Origin of the sequence: Alteromonas sp. McT4-15, from assembly GCF_020515205.1 — a bacterium.
Classification (GTDB): Bacteria; Pseudomonadota; Gammaproteobacteria; order Enterobacterales; family Alteromonadaceae; genus Alteromonas.
On record NZ_JAJALG010000005.1, the window covers coordinates 1 to 18,090 of the forward strand.

15 protein-coding genes are annotated in these 18,090 nt (G+C 43.9%); 12 read left to right on the forward strand and 3 right to left on the reverse strand.

The window, feature by feature from the left end:
• The 8 genes from LHL20_RS05645 to purF all read left to right on the forward strand — a co-directional run.
• A partial coding sequence (locus LHL20_RS05645; RefSeq protein ID WP_319003211.1) for a FimV/HubP family polar landmark protein occupies positions 1 to 1,292 on the forward strand: 1,292 nt, incomplete at its 5' end.
• Between the two features lie 60 nt (positions 1,293 to 1,352).
• Positions 1,353 to 2,144: a tRNA pseudouridine(38-40) synthase TruA gene (truA, locus tag LHL20_RS05650; protein ID WP_202261872.1), complete on the forward strand. Its 792-nt coding sequence runs from the start codon at positions 1,353 to 1,355 to the stop codon at positions 2,142 to 2,144.
• Positions 2,145 to 2,332: 188 nt separating this feature from the next.
• On the forward strand, positions 2,333 to 3,145 hold the full coding sequence (locus LHL20_RS05655) for a substrate-binding periplasmic protein (protein ID WP_226432585.1): 813 nt from the start codon (positions 2,333 to 2,335) through the stop codon (positions 3,143 to 3,145).
• A gap of 362 nt (positions 3,146 to 3,507) precedes the next feature.
• On the forward strand, positions 3,508 to 4,353 hold the full coding sequence (gene accD / locus LHL20_RS05660; RefSeq protein ID WP_159626210.1) for an acetyl-CoA carboxylase, carboxyltransferase subunit beta: 846 nt from the start codon (positions 3,508 to 3,510) through the stop codon (positions 4,351 to 4,353).
• A complete protein-coding gene (gene folC / locus LHL20_RS05665; RefSeq protein WP_226432586.1) occupies positions 4,353 to 5,648 on the forward strand; it encodes a bifunctional tetrahydrofolate synthase/dihydrofolate synthase in 1,296 nt (431 codons plus the stop codon). Before accD ends, folC begins: the two co-directional genes overlap by 1 nt.
• Positions 5,649 to 5,696: 48 nt before the next feature.
• Complete coding sequence (locus LHL20_RS05670) at positions 5,697 to 6,305, forward strand: SPOR domain-containing protein (RefSeq protein WP_226432587.1); 609 nt, start codon at positions 5,697 to 5,699, stop codon at positions 6,303 to 6,305.
• A gap of 151 nt (positions 6,306 to 6,456) precedes the next feature.
• Complete coding sequence (locus LHL20_RS05675) at positions 6,457 to 6,945, forward strand: CvpA family protein (protein WP_226432588.1); 489 nt, start codon at positions 6,457 to 6,459, stop codon at positions 6,943 to 6,945.
• Positions 6,946 to 6,959: 14 nt separating this feature from the next.
• A complete protein-coding gene (gene purF / locus LHL20_RS05680) occupies positions 6,960 to 8,486 on the forward strand; it encodes an amidophosphoribosyltransferase (protein WP_159626202.1) in 1,527 nt (508 codons plus the stop codon).
• 124 nt (positions 8,487 to 8,610) lie between these two features.
• Here purF and LHL20_RS05685 read toward each other — a convergent pair whose 3' ends face one another.
• Both LHL20_RS05685 and miaE read right to left on the reverse strand, forming a co-directional pair.
• Entirely contained in the window at positions 8,611 to 9,210 is a 600-nt protein-coding gene (locus LHL20_RS05685) for a Yip1 family protein (RefSeq protein WP_159626200.1), read from the reverse strand.
• Positions 9,211 to 9,464: 254 nt separating this feature from the next.
• A complete protein-coding gene (gene miaE / locus LHL20_RS05690; protein ID WP_226432589.1) occupies positions 9,465 to 10,247 on the reverse strand; it encodes a tRNA isopentenyl-2-thiomethyl-A-37 hydroxylase MiaE in 783 nt (260 codons plus the stop codon).
• A gap of 116 nt (positions 10,248 to 10,363) precedes the next feature.
• Between miaE and LHL20_RS05695 the strand changes: the two genes are divergently transcribed.
• From LHL20_RS05695 to LHL20_RS05710, 4 genes are all read left to right on the forward strand, one after another.
• Positions 10,364 to 10,963: an acyl carrier protein phosphodiesterase gene (locus tag LHL20_RS05695; RefSeq protein ID WP_226432590.1), complete on the forward strand. Its 600-nt coding sequence runs from the start codon at positions 10,364 to 10,366 to the stop codon at positions 10,961 to 10,963.
• A gap of 162 nt (positions 10,964 to 11,125) precedes the next feature.
• A complete protein-coding gene (locus tag LHL20_RS05700) occupies positions 11,126 to 12,688 on the forward strand; it encodes a S10 family peptidase (protein WP_226432591.1) in 1,563 nt (520 codons plus the stop codon).
• A gap of 226 nt (positions 12,689 to 12,914) precedes the next feature.
• Positions 12,915 to 15,815: a hypothetical protein gene (locus tag LHL20_RS05705; protein WP_226432592.1), complete on the forward strand. Its 2,901-nt coding sequence runs from the start codon at positions 12,915 to 12,917 to the stop codon at positions 15,813 to 15,815.
• Positions 15,816 to 16,067: 252 nt separating this feature from the next.
• On the forward strand, positions 16,068 to 17,081 hold the full coding sequence (locus tag LHL20_RS05710; RefSeq protein WP_226432593.1) for a zinc-binding alcohol dehydrogenase family protein: 1,014 nt from the start codon (positions 16,068 to 16,070) through the stop codon (positions 17,079 to 17,081).
• 32 nt (positions 17,082 to 17,113) lie between these two features.
• Here LHL20_RS05710 and LHL20_RS05715 read toward each other — a convergent pair whose 3' ends face one another.
• Positions 17,114 to 18,088 (reverse strand): tetratricopeptide repeat protein, encoded by a 975-nt coding sequence (locus tag LHL20_RS05715; RefSeq protein WP_226432594.1) that lies wholly within the window; start codon positions 18,086 to 18,088, stop codon positions 17,114 to 17,116.
• Between the last annotated feature and the right edge of the window lie 2 nt (positions 18,089 to 18,090).

Genomic DNA, 18,090 nt, shown 5'->3' on the forward strand with positions numbered 1-18,090 from the left:
AAGCAGAAGCAGAAGCAGAAGCAGAAGCAGAAGCAGAAGCAGAAGCAGAAGCAGAAGCAGAAGCAGAAGCAGAAGCAGAAGCAGAAGCAGAAGCAGAAGACCCTTCTTCCGATCCGTTGGATGATGCCATTGAGGATTTCGATCAACAAATGATGGACGATATTCCATCGTTTGGTGAAGTAGATACAGACGCGCAGCCGTCTGAAGCACAAGCTCAGTCCGATGACGATTTTGATGACAGCATTCTCGACGAAGCCTTTGATGACGTAGACAACTTTGAATTAGAGCAGGAAGTCGACGGGGTTGACGCATCTGAAAGCCAAAGCGAAGAAAATCAAACTAAGGCCAACGAAGAATCAGATATCGACGAGTTGGACGATGTTCCTGGTTTAGATGACTGGTTATCGAGCAGTGATGATGAGGGGAACGACAGTCACGCAATCCTCAATGATTTGGACAGCGCTGAATTTGATGAACTTTTACAGAGTTTAGAGTCTGAAGAACCTGTAGATACAAGTGAGCTTGAACCTGTCTCTGAAAGCGAACAATCAAGTGAAGAAAACACAAACTCAGATGAAGCCGACGAAGCCGATGATGATGTATTTGAACTTGATGACGCTGAGGAATTGGAAGAAGAAACAACTGGTGCAGATGCCTCAGGTAACGACGAATCTTCCTTTGCACAAGACGACGACTTTGAACTGGAAGATGACGACCTAGAATCATTTTTTGAGTTAGGCGATGAAGATGAGCTAGAAGACACGTTTTCGTTGGAAGAAGACGATGCCCCTCTAGACAATGCTCCTCTAGAAGAAGCAACGCTAAATGATACTGAGCATGAAGATTCAGACGATGAACACAATGACTCTGTACCTTCCAGTGCTGCAAGCGACGTTGCCAAAGAGGAGTCGCTTCAACTGGATAACCCTGATTTGGATTTGGCGGCGCTTTTAAATGATGGTAGTAACGATGCTTCTAGCGATGACTTAACACCGCCTGAAGATTTTCTCGATGTCGAGGCGCTTATGGATGACGGCGACGACACCATTGACCCAGATAGCCAAGAACTCGACTTAGACGTCAGCTTGTCTGAGTTCACGGGAGTTACTGACGAAGATACGGTTATTGATATCGACAAGGATGCTGGCCAAAACGCCAATTTAGACCTCGCTCGTGCCTATATCGAAATGGATGATGTAGACGCTGCAAAAGAGCTGCTTGAAGAGGTTATGGTTGAAGGTAGCGATGAGCAGAAAGCTGAGGCGGAATCAATATTGAAATCTATTCGCTAATTGCATGTTGGGTGTGACATGACTACACTTAGCGCCTTTTAGCATAGAGGTATCACAGAAATGGGGCGAATTGCCTTAGGCATAGAATACGATGGCGCTGCGGTTTACGGTTGGCAACGTCAGCGTGAAGTACCTAGTGTCCAAGAACATCTAGAAAAAGCACTTTCAACAGTAGCTAATGAGCCTATAGAAGTTCAGTGTGCTGGTCGAACAGATGCGGGTGTTCACGCGACAGGACAAGTCGTTCACTTTAACTGCGATGCGCCAAGAAATGAACGAGCATGGACATTAGGCGTAAACGCTAATCTTCCTGACTCGGTAGCTGTAACCTGGGCAAAGGTCGTGCCTGAAGATTTTCATGCTCGTTTCTCTGCCACACATCGACGCTATCGTTACGTGATACACAATTCGAAAATGCGTCCTGCTATTTTGCATCATGGCGTCACCCACATTCATCGCCCGCTTGATGAAGCAAAAATGCATGAAGCGGCTCAAGCACTTCTAGGCGAGCAAGATTTTACTTCATTTAGGGCGGCACTTTGTCAAAGTAATACGCCGTTTCGAAACGTAACTGACGTGAGTGTATATCGCCAAGGGCGTTATGTTGTTATCGACATACGTGCCAATGCCTTCTTACATCATATGGTACGGAACATTACTGGCGCACTTGTAGAAATTGGTGCGGGGGAACAGGGTGTGGATTGGATTGCATACCTTTTAAGCCTTAAAGATCGCAGTCAATCTGCCGCGACTGCCAAACCAAATGGTTTGTACTTAGTGGATGTAACCTACCCGGATACTTATGGCTTGCCAAAACCGCCATTAGGTCCTTTATTCTTGCCTGACCTATAGCGAAGCATGCTGAGAAACACGGCCTGAACTTATTCCACTTTCGGGTTCCACTTTCGGGCCGTTTGCGACGTTTTAACGAAAATACTGCAATTTAACCACTCTTTTATTTGATAACACGAAGTTGTTTTCTATATTTAAGATACAGGGTTAATTAAATGCTATGAGGTTTTTGTTTAGGAAAGTCGATTATGGAGACAGTGAAAGCATGCCTTAAGCAGGGAGCGCTTTTGATAGCGGCCCTGTCGGTTTTTTGCGCTCTGATTACTCATTCTGTAGCCTCTCCAACTCAAGTGCGTTTTGCCATAAATACACCGGGTTCACCACCATACCTTTTTTATGACAAGCTTTCACAGAGCTATCGCGGCGTAGTTGTAGACTTCTTTTCGTTTGTAGAGGCACGCGGCCACTACGTTGTTTCGTATTTAGATTCAAACCGAGTGCGCAGCGAAAACTTCTTGCTGCAAGGCGAGGCGGATGTCTTTTTATCTGCTGTTGAGTGGCTTAATAATCCTGAATCATTTGTGCTTAGCGATACCTTCATGAAGCATGCTAGTTATATGTATTCAACGTCGGCGTTTTATGGGCCTTTTGTGCCCGCTGATAATCCAAATGCCAGTATTTGCACGCGCTATGGATTTATTTATCCGGTACTGCAAGAGCTCTTTTACAAAAATAGTGGCGGATTAGTCAGAGTAAACTCGAACAGTCAAACCACCATGGCCATGATGTTGGCCCGCGGAAGGTGTGATTTTACAATTATGAGCGAGCAGAACGCGTTGTCGATTATGTTTGAGGAGCAATTTTGCGACACAGCCTTTTACCAATCATCAAATGTCATTAGCGATGTCGACCTGGTGTTTGTTATACGCCCTGAGCTTGCAGCGCTTCGCGACATTATCAAACTAGAGCTGAAAAATTTTACTGATAGTGGTGCGCTTCAAGAGTCTATCAACCGGCATTCGGGTATCCATCGATTCCCCAAGCATAAATGTCCAGCGTAATGTAGCAATGCGGTATTTTGCAATCATTGCTGCGAGCCTCATGCGGTTTTACTCGTTGCTAATTCGGAATAACCAAACCACCTAAGTCGTTCATTGCCTAATACTCGCTTGGCGTGAACAAAAAGTGTACCGCAAAGATCAACACGCTTTGGTCTGTCCTAACTTCTTAGACCAGTTTTGTTTTTTCCATTTCGTTGTATTGTGGTCTAATAGCGCGCTATATTAGGTAGCTGTTCTACTGAATTACGACTTTTTTCTTGGTAATTCAGTATGAAACTTAAAAAATTAATGTGTGACTGGCCATCATGTGAACAAATATCAAAAACAATGGCGAGTAACCAAAAACAAAGGATTCAATTTCCATGAGCTGGATTCAAAAGATTCTTCCGCGTACGCAAACATCGACCAAGGGCAATGTGCCAGAAGGTATCTGGACAAAGTGTGGTTCTTGTCAGGCGGTCTTGTATAAGAGCGAGTTGGAAAAGCTTCAGGAGGTTTGCCCTAAGTGCGACCACCATATGCGTATTACTGCGCGTCGCCGCATCGACGCATTTTTGGATGATGGTGATCGCGTTGAATTAGGCGCTGAACACGAACCGCAAGATATTCTTAAATTTAAAGACTCTAAGCGTTATAAAGACCGTATTGTAGCTGCACAAAAGCTAACAAATGAAAAAGATGCGCTAGTTGTAATGCAGGGTAAACTTAAAGGTATGCCTGTCGTTGTGGCGTGCTTCGAATTTGCTTTCATGGGCGGTTCAATGGCGTCTGTAGTTGGCGCTCGCTTTGTGGCTGCAGTCAATGCGTGCCTTGAAAACAACACGCCGCTTATTTGTTTTTCAGCAAGTGGCGGTGCGCGTATGCAAGAAGCGCTTATGTCTTTGATGCAAATGGCAAAAACATCGGCTGCTTTGGCGAAGATGAGCAAGAAAGGACTACCTTATATCTCGGTGTTAACTGACCCTACAATGGGCGGTGTTTCAGCGAGCCTTGCAATGCTAGGTGACGTCAATGTGGCAGAGCCTAAAGCACTTATTGGCTTCGCTGGTCCTCGTGTTATTGAGCAAACTGTTCGTGAAAAACTACCAGAGGGCTTTCAGCGTAGCGAATTCTTAGTAGAAAAGGGCGCAATAGATATGATTGTTGACCGCAGAGAAATGCGTGATAGATTACATAGCCTGTTGGTTAAGTTACATAATAAGAATTAGTGAATAACAAAAATACTACTACCATCGGCTCAGAAAGTGCGCCTGCACTATCCCCTAAGAGTCTGAGCCAATGGCTATCTTACCTCGAATCTATTCATCCTAACGCCATCGATATGGGGTTAGACAGAGTGAAAGCGGTGGCAAATGCCATGTCACTCGACCTAAACGAATCTTTGGTCATTACCGTTGCCGGTACAAATGGTAAAGGCACTACGTGCCGTTTACTTGAGCAAGTATTTCTGCGTCAAGGCAAACAAGTTGCGGTTTACAGCTCTCCTCATCTAACAGATTACCGTGAGCGCGTTAGACACAATGGTGAACTCGCGTCAGAAAAGGCGTTTGTTGAAGCCTTTGAATTCGTGGAAGCGTCACGTGGTGATATTACTTTGACCTATTTCGAGTTCGGCACTTTAGCGGCAATGAAGATGATGCAGCAGTGGGGTGTTGACGTTGCTATTTTAGAAGTAGGTTTGGGTGGAAGGTTAGATGCCACTAACATCATTGATGCTGACCTTGCTGTGATTACCACTATCGACCTTGATCACCAAGATTGGTTGGGTAATACGCGCGAAAAAATTGCCCGTGAAAAAGCAGGTATTATGCGCAAACAGGGGAGCGCTATCATCGGCGAACTGTTCCCTCCTTCGTCACTTTACGATGTGGCAAATGAGCTTTCTGTTAATGCCCTATGGGCAACACAAGATTTCAGTGCTGTAGTGGCAGATGACAATCAATCGTGGTCTTGGAAAGGCAAGCGGAACGAATTTACGGATTTACCTTATCCACGTATACCATTGCAAAATGCCAGCACCGCATTGGCGGCGCTAGAGCATCTTGACGCGCTACCTGAATCTGAGGTGCTAAGCGAAATATTGTCGAACACAACGATGCCTGGGCGTCAGCAGACTATCAGTACTAATCCGTTAGTGGTGGTTGATGTTGCGCATAACCCGCAGGCAACAGAAGCGATGAAAGCATGGCTTTCGCGCTATGACGTTAATAAAATTCGCGTTGTTGTTGGCATGCTAAAAGATAAGTCTATTGCACAGACCTTGGCACCATTAAGTGCATTAAATGCAACTTGGTATACCGCTACTACATCTGGCCCTAGAGGGTGTAAAGCTGAAGTTCTTGAAAATGCACTTGTTAATGCCGGCACAAGTATAGAGAATATAGCGACTTACGACGACGTAAAAACAGCTTATCAGCGCGCGCTTGCAGATTATCAAGACGGTGAACTCGTTTTAGTGTTTGGTTCATTTGTTACCGTAGCAGACGTGCTTGACGCAGAGTAATCAGATACTCATAAATGAGTATTAACGCATTTCAAGCAGGAGAGAATAGTGACATCGGCATTAAAGAATAGACTGGTTGGGACCATTATTGTGGTCGCCCTTGCCGTTATTTTTTTACCAGACTTTCTTGATGGCAAGAAGCAAACGAACAGAGAGCCATTTGTTTCTGTGCCTGCCAATCCGCCTAAGAAGCCTATCGTTGAGCCTGAACCATTTCCGAGTGAGCGTGTCGCTAAAGCGGCGGTCCCCCCTGTGGAAATTGAAGACGAGCCTGCGCTCGATGATGTGTTAACTTCGAAAACGCCGAAAGAGACCTCGGTAGAAGATACTTCAACAGCAGCTGTCGCTCAGCGAGAGGAAAAAGATGACCTTGCTAGTCAAACCGTTGTAGAGGCAAAAAGCGAAGCGGCTGATGATGCAGGGTGGGTGATTCAGCTTGGTAGTTTTAGGCACGAGAAAAACGTAAAAGTGCTGTTGGCGAAACTAGAAAAAGCTGGTTATCGAGCGTTTAGCCGTAAAATTCAAACCAGTTCAGGCCCACTTAATAAAGTATTTGTTGGCCCAGACTTGGAAAAACAAAAACTGGATGCCGCACTTCCACACCTAAAAGAGCTTACTGGCCTTAAAGGTAAAGTAACGACATTTAAAGTGGAATAAAGGAGCGTTTTCGCTCCTTTTTTACAAGTACGAAGGCAACACAAATTTATTACGCACTAGTAATATTTTTAGCTTCTGTTAGAATGCGCGCCATCTCGCCAAAGGCTCGTTGCTTTTATTTTTTAAGCAGCACTAACGCAACAAAGAGACGATGAACTGGGTAGACTTTTCCATACTGGGTATCATTGCGGTATCTACCTTAATAAGCCTAATAAGAGGGTTTGTTAAAGAAGCCATTTCTTTAGTGGTATGGTTCGCTGCACTCTTCATTTCAAGCAACTTCTACGCTGATCTCGCAATCTACTTTACAGCCATTGACGATCCCTATTTAAAAAATGGCGCAGCTATTGCGGCATTGTTTGTCACTACGCTTATACTTGGTGGCATGATCAACTTTGCAATAAGCCAGTTGGTTCAAGCCACTGGCCTGTCAGGCACAGACCGAGCGCTCGGTGTAGTTTTCGGTGCATTGCGCGGCGTATTAATAGTCAGTGCATTGCTCTTTTTTATGGACACCTTTACTGGCGCGGCTTCCGCTGCGTGGTGGCAAGCGTCGGTACTCATACCTGAATTTGGTGTCATTATTGAGTGGTTTTTCAGCTATGTGAAAGACTCCTCCAGTTTCTTAAATCCCGCTTGAAATAGGTAACGCACATGTGTGGTATTGTCGGAATAGTTGGTAAAACGCCCGTAGCTCAGTCTTTGTACGACGGTCTAACGGTTATTCAACACCGTGGACAGGATGCTGCAGGCATAATGACTATCGACCAAAATATGTTTAATTTGCGTAAAGCAAATGGTTTGGTTCGAGATGTTTTCCATACGCGTCATATGAAAAGGCTCTCTGGTAATATGGGCATTGGTCACGTTCGCTATCCAACAGCGGGTACGTCGAGCTCGGCAGAGGCGCAGCCTTTTTACGTTAACTCACCGTTTGGTATTGCTTTCGCGCACAACGGAAACTTAACTAATGCACATGAGCTGCAAGAAGAAGTATTTCGCATTGCTCGTCGTCATATTAATACCACCTCAGATTCTGAGCTACTGCTAAATATTCTTGCTCATGAGCTTCAGCAAGTAGCGGGCCTTAGCGTAAGCGCTGAGCACATCTTTGAAGTCGTTACCAAAGTTCACAAGAAAATTCGCGGCGCATATGCTGTTGTAGCAGCCATTATCGGTCAGGGCATTGTAGCGTTTCGTGACCCCCACGGCATTCGCCCACTTGCGCTAGGTAAGCGTATGACAGAGCTTGGTGAAGAGTGGATGGTAGCATCAGAAAGCGTGGCACTCGACGCGGTAGGCTTCCAATTTGTACGAGACGTAGCGCCAGGTGAAGCCGTATTTATCACCGAAGAGGGTCAATTGCATACGCGTCAGTGTGCTGAGAACCCGGTGACGTCACCATGTATATTTGAGTTCGTCTATTTCGCTCGTCCTGATAGCTTTATTGATGGCATTTCAGTATATGCTTCACGAGTAAATATGGGCCGTAAACTCGGTGAGAAAATTAAACGCGAGTGGTCTGATTTAGATATTGATGTTGTGATTCCTATTCCAGAAACGTCGATGGATGTAGCACTTCAAATTGCCAATACGCTTGATTTACCATACCGTCAGGGCTTTGTTAAGAACCGCTATATTGGTCGTACTTTTATCATGCCTGGTCAAACCATGCGTAAAAAGTCTGTTCGTCGTAAGTTAAACGCGATATCGTCAGAATTTAAGGGCAAGAGCGTGCTACTCGTTGATGACTCTATCGTTCGTGGTACAACATCAGGTCAGATTATAGAAATGGCACGTGAATCTGGCGCGAAGAAAGTGTACTTTGCTTCAGCCGCACCAGAGATTCGTTTCCCGAATGTATACGGTATTGATATGCCATCGGCTAACGAACTCATTGCGTATGGCCGAGAAATAGACCAGATTGCAGAACTTATTCAAGCCGACGGTCTTATCTTCCAAGATATTTCAGACTTAGTTGAGGCGGTTCGAGAAGAAAATGAATCTATTCAACGATTTGAAACATCGGTATTTGACGGTAATTACATTACTGCGGATATCGATCAAGAGTACCTAGAGCGCATCGATATGTCTCGCGGTGAGAAGTCGCGCACTGCACCTGTTGTTCAAGCTGAATTGAGTAATCTTGATGTTCATAACATTGGCGCTGCAGACGATTAATACGTAGTAAGTCAGATTAAAACAAAAAGCCGCTTCGAGAGCGGCTTTTTTTGTTCAATTGCAATGTACTTAGTTGTATTGACCTTAGCTGCAAAAATGCACAGCAAACGTGCACAGTCTAATGTTAGTGAACAAAAACGGGACCACCGTATAAGCCCCATACTAAAACAGAGCCAGTCATAAGGATAACTAGTAGAACCAAGCCACAAGTCACTACTGAACTAGAATAAATAAAACCTTTATCTTCTGGCATATGCAGCATAATAGGCACACCAGAATAAAGCAGGTAAACCGAGTAGCTAATACCAACAAGCAATGCGGTCATTACAACCCAAAGTTCAGGGTAAAGTCCTGCAAATCCAACCATAAACAAAGGTGTTGCAGTATACGCGGCCAGTTCAAGCGATTGCGTGTAGGTGGGAGATGCTTCAAATGCTTTCGCAAGCTCGTGTATCAGTACAGCAAGTGCAATCACACCAGCAACAAGCCCAAAATACATACCTACACCCATCATGACGGCGCTTGTTTCGCTCAGTCTTATTACATCGCCTGCGCCAATGCTCCAGCCGGTATGAGCGCTAGAGTAATAGGCAACCAATGACGGGATCAGTGCAATGAAAGCGATATGAGTTAGCGCGTAGAAATAGGTTTCATGTTTGATATCTATAGTTTGCCACTCTTCTTTAGGGTGCGTATAGATACCAATCAAATGGTTTAAAATCATAAAATCCTGCCTTATATAACCATGGTTATTTGTTGTTATGGATATATTGTTCTAGGCAGTGAAAACACGAAGAAACGCTTAGTTTGCAAAAAACGACACAGTTATTTGCGCAACTATAACGATAAAAGCAAAGATGCATAGCATCACAGAACTGCCGTTAACAATATCTTTACAATTTGAGTGTGCAGTAATAACTATGATGCGTCAATAAATTTGATTAAATAATGATCTGTTAACGTAAGTGCCTCTTTCACTCATGCGGCAACAGGTGAGCCAGAATGGAAACGAAAGGTATCATCATGACTTTGAATAAGCGTTTTTTCCACCGCACCAAAGTGTGCGACCCGTTCAGAAATATCTACAGGCGATATTTCAGCAGCAAGGGTTAAATAGTCTTCAAAATGGCGAGCCTCAGAGCGCAACAAAGACACATAGAATTTGCCGAGAGCTTCTGAAACGTGAGGCGCAAGCTTTGCAAAACGTTCACATGATCGAGCCTCAATGTAGGCACCACAAATCAGTTTGTCTACTAGCTTTTCCGGCTCATAGGTTCGTACGTGTTTAAGCAGCCCATTAGCATAGCGGCTAGAGGTCACCGACTTATAGTCAAAACCAAGTTCATACATAATTTCGAGTACTTGGTAAAAGTGGTGAAGTTCTTCTTTTATTAACATCACCATTTTATCTAGCATATCTTTTTTGAACGGGTCTAGCCCTTCAACATTGAACACATTCTTAGAAAGGTGTTTAGTATTTAGTGATTGCCAATCACCTTCATGGCGATAGGTGAAATCTTCGTAAGGTTTTAACCAACCCAGCAGTACTTTACTGGTTTGCTCATCTGCTACATAACGGCGTAACAAATACATGGCACTTTGTGCTGCTTTTAGCTCACAAATAAGGTGATCGGTTAGCAAAATTCGCAGATTTTCTTCTTTTCTTGCTTCATCTATCCAAGCTTGTGGGGTTTCAGAGTGCAGAAAGGCATTGATAGGTTGAAGAAGAGAACTGACTTCAGAAGAAGAAATGACTGACATTGTGTTACTTATCCCAAAATTTTTTGTAAGCTTGCGGTGTGCGTTATAAACGCGGCGGCAATACTACCTGATAGGTGTTGTGGCATACAACTTAAAAAACTAACAGGCAAACCAATATGAATTACCTCGCACATTTGTTCTTTGCTCAAGCCACCGAAGATTCACATTTTGGCAATTTGCTGGGTGATTTTAGGCGAGGCACAACAACGTCGCAGTTTTCAGATGCGGTTCAAAGAGGGCTTGCCAATCACTATGAGGTTGACAAATTTACCGATGCACACCGAAGTGTAAGAGAAGCCAAACGGCTTTTTGCCTCTAGTCGACGTCGGTTTGCACCTGTCGCACTTGATATCTACTTTGACCATTTACTCATAAAGCACTGGTCGCGATTTACGCAAGAAACTTTTGACGCGTTTACCACGCGAAGCTTCACGCTTTTAGAGCGACGTTTGCCCTACATGCCACGTTCGATGCAACACAGTATTGGCCATATGATTACCCATAATTGGTTTGACGATTACGCTAAAGAAGAGGGTATAGCAAAAGCCATTTCAGTAGTGGCAAAGCGGATACGATTTAAGAATAACTTTCATCAAGCGGTGGATGATATTGAGAATAACCAATGTGCCATTGAAGCGCACTTTCTAACGTTCTTTCCAGAACTCCAGCAACACATAAACCAATACGGTCCTGAGAATGTGTTTTTACAACATTAAATGATGTACACACAGCGAAAATGGTAAAAGTGGGCATGAATGTCGACGGTTATCGAGGAAATTCGTTAGTTTATCGCGCAATTTTCAGAGAGTCGCAGAGTGGCGGTATAGTGTACAACGTAAACACCATGTTAATTGCACATAACTAGAAAGACTTTAAAAATGATTAAACCACGCTTAATTTCAAGGAAAGGCGCAGCATCATTGGCATTACTAGCTTCGTTATCACTAACGTTGATAGGTGTTCCCGCTCTTGCTGATACCAACTCAAGTGCCCACAATCGCAGTATACCAATAGACAGTAATGTGATTACACAGCACGAAACGAAAATTCTGGGCAAGCGCGTAAAATATAGCGCAACAACAGGTACACAGCCCGTGTGGAACAGCGAAGACGAAGCTGTGGCTACGTTGTTTTACACTTACTATCAACGCACTGACATTAAAGATAATACCAGCCGCCCCTTAATTATTTCATTTAACGGTGGGCCTGGATCTGCCTCAGTGTGGATGCATGTTGCTTATACTGGCCCTCGCATTCTTAATATTGATAGTGAAGGTTTTCCTGTTCAACCTTACGGTGTGCAAACCAACCCGTATTCCATCTTAGATGTTGCGGACATTGTTTTTGTTAACCCGGTCAATACGGGTTATAGCCGAGTTTTAGAAGATGCAGATGGCAAAATGCCGTCAAAAGACGAGCAGCAGAAAATGTTTTTTGGTGTTAACGCTGATATCAAATACCTAGCTGATTGGGTAAACACCTTTGTTACCCGCAACAATCGCTGGCGTTCACCTAAATATTTAATCGGTGAGAGTTACGGTACAACCCGAGTCTCTGGCCTTGCTCTTGAATTGCAAAGTCGTCAGTGGATGTACCTTAATGGCGTGGTACTGGTATCGCCAACCGATATTGGTATTGAACGCGATGGTCCAGTGAAAGCAGCAAACCGCCTTCCATACTTTGCAGCCACTGCGTGGTATCACAAAAAGCTCGACAGTGAATTGCAGAATAAAGACCTTACTGAACTGCTACCCGAGGTAGAAGACTTTACCATTAACACCCTCATTCCAGCGTTAGCGAAAGGGGGCTTTATTGGGCTTAAGGAAAAGCGTGAAGTGCTTGCTAAAATGGCGCGCTACTCAGGCTTGTCAGAAGAGGCTATTGCTTACAACAATCTTGATGTTAGTACCTCTTTCTTTTGGAAAGAACTATTAAGAGACGAAGGTAAAACCCTTGGCCGACTTGATAGCCGCTATTTGGGTATGGATGAAAAACAAAGTGGCGACCGAACCGATTATTATGCAGAGCTTACATCGTGGCTTCACTCATTTACGCCAGCAATTAATTATTACTTACGTGAAGAGCTTAACTACAAAACTGATACCAAGTACAACATGTTTGGCAATGTCCATCCTTGGGATAGAACCAACAACAAAACCGGTGAGAATTTACGTCTAGCGATGGCACAAAACCCGTATTTGAATGTTATGGTTCAAGCAGGGTACTACGACGGTGCAACTAATTATTTTGATGCTAAGTATACTATGTGGCAGCTGGATCAAAGTGGCAATATGAAAGATAGACTGAGCTTCAAAGGGTATAGAAGTGGTCACATGATGTACCTACGTCGCGACGATTTAAAACAGTCGAACCAAGACTTACGCGAGTTTATAAAATCAAGCACGCCTGAAAATGGTGAGCCTGCAATGTATCGCCGTTGATCACAAGACAATATAGTTAAAAACATCACACTTAATAATGGCGGTTTTACCGCCATTATCCTTTAAATTATCCGCCTTCTTTTACTTATCAAACTACTTTTCATACAGAAAGATCGCTGAATGTCTTAATTACGACTACGCTTTCAAAGAGCAGTGGTACGCCTGTTTTTTGCGATAGCTCATCTTACTCGCAATGACATCCTCAGCAGGATCTTAAGGAAAGGGAATGGCCACAAAATTACGTGAAAACCCACTTCAAGCCGCTAACACGCATACCCAATCAAAAACCTGTTACGCCGTATGGAGCGCTGGCAACGGTGAATCCATTGCTGCTGCAGAGTCAGGAACTTTCTTTCACATTAACGATAGTGCGGTTAAACCAATAAAAGTGAATTCAACCTCAGACTTTTATGATGTTCATGGGTTTGCGCCCGATGACGTGTGGGCAGTAGGCACGTTCGGAGCAATCTGGCACTTTGATGGTAATGAATGGGCCGAAGTAGAGAATAATCCCACAAAGAATACCTATGACCCTACATGGTTTGAAGCAGTGTGGGGAAATAGTTCAAATGATCTGTATGTATGTGGCGATAACTCTGAAATATTGCATTTCGATGGTAATAAATGGACCTACCTTATGAAATGGGATCGTATTAGCCATAACCCTTTTCCCGATAGATGGTACTCGCTAGCAGGATTAGAGGACGGCACTATCTATGCGGTAGGCAGTCCCTATGAAGCAAACGGCGTCTTCAAGGGCGGCGTGGTGCGTATTCAGCCCGGTCAAGCGCCTGAGTTACTCGATGCACCAACTAAAACACCTTTTATTAATGCAATAGCCAAAATTCCGAATACCAACGCTTTATTACTTTGCGGTGGCGACGGTACGCTTTGTCGAATCGAGGGCGATAAAATTACCAAAGAAGCGACAGGTGTTGTGAAGAAAAAGGACAAGTTCTATGCCATCCACGCCATTGACGAAAATAATATCATTGTTGTTGGCTGGAGTACGCTTCTTCAATGTAAAGACGGGCAATGGTCGCGGCTTTATGTCGCGGGAAGGCCCTTTCTTGAAGGTATTGCCTATAGCGGAAACAATCAGCTAACTGCAGTGGGGTGGATGGGGAAAATACTCAATTATGACATTTCGCAAAAGAGGTGGTCGTGTTTGCACAATGGCAGAGTAGATGAAACCCTCACCATTGCAAGGTCGAACAATGGCGGCTTGATTGCCTCATGTGATGGAGGAAATTTGATAGTCGCCTCGCCAAGTGGAGCTTTTAGCCAACATTTGCCTTGCAGAAGTGATGTTAAACTGTCATTTGGCCTGTGTAATGGAAATATTGTGCTTGCAGGAGGAAGCGGATATATCGCCGAAGTCATCGTGCAAGAAGATGGCGACTTACACTATCACTTTGAAAATCTCAGCAGTGCAAACTGGAGCGCAGAATGTGGCGTTTCAAAACACAATGAAGTGTATTTAGGGTGTAGTGATTTGGCCGTTAGAAAATGGTCAAACGGTAACTTGTCTGAAATTGAGGGTGTTGACGCTTTACTCAAAGCGACTGACAGGGGTGAAAGGTTAAACTTTGAAGCCATTTTTATTGTTAGCCATACACGGTTCTTAGTGAGACTAAGTAGTGGTTACCCCAAAGTGCTTAAATCCTATTTTGTCGATCTTGAAGAAAATACGGCTGAACGTTTGGATATATCCGTTGATGAATTAGTCGCGGTGTCAGAAGACGAAATATTCGTTATTGATAATGAGTCTGTCTATCGGGTGACAGATCTCTTTAAGCGATATACGTGGACTAAGATTGCGGATATTAAAGACCATTGGGTTTCCTCTGATGAGACAGCCAGCAGTGCATTATTTTCTGATGGCAAAATTATAGTAGGGGGCAGTCGAGGTAGTGTACTGCTTTGCGATAAAGATAAGACTGTGTCCACGCATCATATGGGTTCGTATAGCAAAGTAACGTGCTTTTCTACGCTTGATGACGGTGTACTTTATGTAGGTCACCGGTGGGGACGGATCAAGAAAATTAAGCTTACCTGTAGCGAAGTATCAGGTTATTCCATTTCTGCACCCACGTGGTGGAGTGCTTTGGCCATAGAGTCAGGCACATTAATGTGTGGTCAGGATGGTGCAATAGGGTTACTTGAAAAAAGCAGTGTAACCGCCGACATAAAACCTAATAGTCACCAAAAAGACTATTTGTGCAGCGTAGAAATTGACGCCGAATTAGTATGTTTAGCAGGGGTAGAAAGCATAGTACTGTGGCGTAAGGCAGAAGAAACCCCAGTTAAGTTTGCAATTGCTAACTATGTTTTTACAACGGCTAATTTTCATGACTCGCGCCTCTACCTTGGCACTAGCGGGGGAGAGGTACTCGTTATTGAATCTACCCAGCTACAGTCAAGGCAATTGACAAAGCGAGCCATTTCTAAGCTATTTGAAAAACCGCTACCTTCTCCGGTCGTTGATTTATCCATACTGGAAAGTGGTGTACGCGTTGTGTGCGAAAATGGAAAGGTTTATTTTTCAAATAGTGGCACGTCGCTACTGTTTGATTTTCACGGTGTTCTTAAGCGAGGGGCTATTTCCCAAAACTGGGAAGCAGCGTATTTTGCTGGGTATTTAATTCGGATTTTCTCTACACCCCCATACGATAGAATGGTGGTTGTGAAATTTAATTCTATTTACGATGTTGCGGAATTGGAATTTCCCACCGGATATAATGGCAAGTTATTAACTCGCGAAGTTAGCGCCTATGCTCCTGACGATAAGAACGGTTTTTGGTTTGGTGGGCAATCAGGGGAACTCGTGATTACAGTCAATGGGAACTGGTATCAGGTATCAACAGGTATAGGAAACCACTTGCAAAGTGTAACGTCCAAGCATGATCGCTTAGTAGTGTGTGGCCGGTTCGGGGCTGTACGCTTTGGCGATATGACAATATTTAGAGCCCGAATAGAAGAACTAAACCAACATGTCGAACTGCTTCCTGAAGTAGCTGCTACTGTTGCTATAAAGCCAGCGTCCAACTTGGGCGTAGTAGAAAGACGGGTTTACGACATGCTTGAGCAAGACGAAGTTGAAATGCACTGCCTTCCCATCGAATAGTCAACCATTGACATTTGTTTTTTGTTGATAATGCCTTGTGTCACCAATGACGAAAGTAGCATCTCACAGCGTGTTTTTAGCATATCTGCAAGCTGCGTTAATGTTTTGAAACTCCGCTACCTTTAAAACAATATTAAAATCGTCTAGTAACATGATTCTCAAATTTACGTTGAAAATGTTTCTTTGATTGTGCTGTTTATCTAAAAATAATCAAGCGTATGATAGCGATAACGTTGAAGAGGAGAGCTATAAATGAAAGCTGTTGGATATACCCAGTCATTGGCGATTAATGAGAACGATGCACTAATCGATGTAGATATTGAAAAGCAGTCTGCATCTGGACGCGATTTATTGGTGAAAATAAACGCCATTGCGGTTAATCCAGTAGATTATAAAATTCGTCAGCGCGTTAATCCCGAAGCGGGCACTCCCAAGATACTGGGGTGGGACGCTGTTGGAGAAGTTGTTGAAATAGGCGCTGATGTCTCTGAGTTCGCTGTCGGTGATAGAGTGTATTATGCAGGAGATCTCACACGCCAAGGAACGAATGCTGAATACCAGTTGGTGGACGAGCGCATTGTAGGACATGCGCCTAAAACTCTGTCAGATAGTGAAGCTGCTGCCCTACCTTTAACAACTATTACGGCGTATGAATTATTGTTTGACCATTTGGCACTAGCCCAACAGCAAGAAAAAAGTGACGAAGTGGTTCTTGTTGTAGGGGCTGCAGGTGGCGTTGGTTCAATAATGCTTCAGCTACTAAAAACGCTAACAGGGGCAACAGTTATCGCAACGGCTTCTCGCCAAAGTTCAAAAGACTGGGTGGTCTCATTAGGTGCTGATTACGTTGTTGATCACAGCAAACCGCTGGCACAGCAAATTGAAGCACTCAACATTGGGCAAGTTACCCACGTAGCTAGCTTAAACAATACGGGGGCCTATGTTGAAGCCTTTGTTGAAGTCATGAAGCCTAAAGGTAAACTTGCCCTAATTGATGATCCTGAGTCTTTAGATGTGAGCAAACTCAAGCAGAAGAGTTTATCATTACACTGGGAGTTCATGTTTACACGCTCGATGTTTGAAACAGACGATATGGTTGAACAAAGTCACTTGCTAAATCACGTTGCTAATCTAATTGATGAAGGCAAAGTCAAAACCACAGTGGGAAAACACCTGGGCAAGATAAATGCGGCTAATTTGAAAAAAGCCCACCAAATATTGGAAGAGGGCAGTGCTATTGGCAAGCTAGTGCTTGAGGGCTTTTAAGTTAATAGCGCGGACAGAATACAACTACTGTGCTAGTGCTTTTTGGCCTTAGCATTATGATGGTTTTGAACGTGTGTGGAAACTAAAACATCAAGCTCCTCTTTCCATTGAGGAGGAGTTTCTTTGATAATATATGAACGGATAGCAGCTTCATCGTTTTTGCTATCTGGTAAGTCAAGCGCTGCTGATGCGTTAATCCAGAGATATGACTTTGCAAGAAAGCGTTCATTTTCTTGTTGGCTTGTGGTGTACAATTTCCAGTATAGTGCTGCTAAGGGGAGATAGGCTTCGCCCAGTCCCTGTGCGGCCGCTATTTCATACCAATAAGCAGCTTGCTTAACGTCTTGTTGTACACCATCACCCTCATCAAACATCTTGGCTATATAAAGTGCAGCAGTGGGTTGTTTGTCAGGAGACGCAAGCTGGAACAGTTTGATTGCAAGAATAGGGTTTCTATCTACAATTTCGTCGCTGTAATAAAGCTCCCCAAGAAAAAGAGCGGCTTCTATACTGCCTTTTTCAGCTGATATTCTGCAAAGATCCAATCCTTGTTCAATGTCTTTCCTGCTGGCTTTTTTATTTTCAATAAGCAGTTTACCCGCTGAACAAGCAGACTCGTAAATACCGCTTTGAAAGGCCATTTGATACCAATAAAACGCGACGTCCCCATCACTTGGCGCAGTAATGCCTTCATTTAAACAGTCCGCATATTTCTGCATTGCCAATGGCATATTATTTTTGGCTGCCCGCTCATACCACAAACACGCTTTTGCTTGGTTGCGTTTGCGAGACCAACCTAAATCGTGGTGTAGCGCCAAATTAAATTGCGCTAAGCCATTACCTTTGTTTGCAGGTTCTCGCATTAACTCGTAAGCATGTACGTACTCACCTTTGCTCTGCAATTCGATAGCCTCAAGCAAAGGTGCAGCCCAATCTTCTGTTTTCGCATTTACTGACGTACTGGGCAAAATTGCCCAGTAAGCCATTAATAAAAATACAATACGCATAC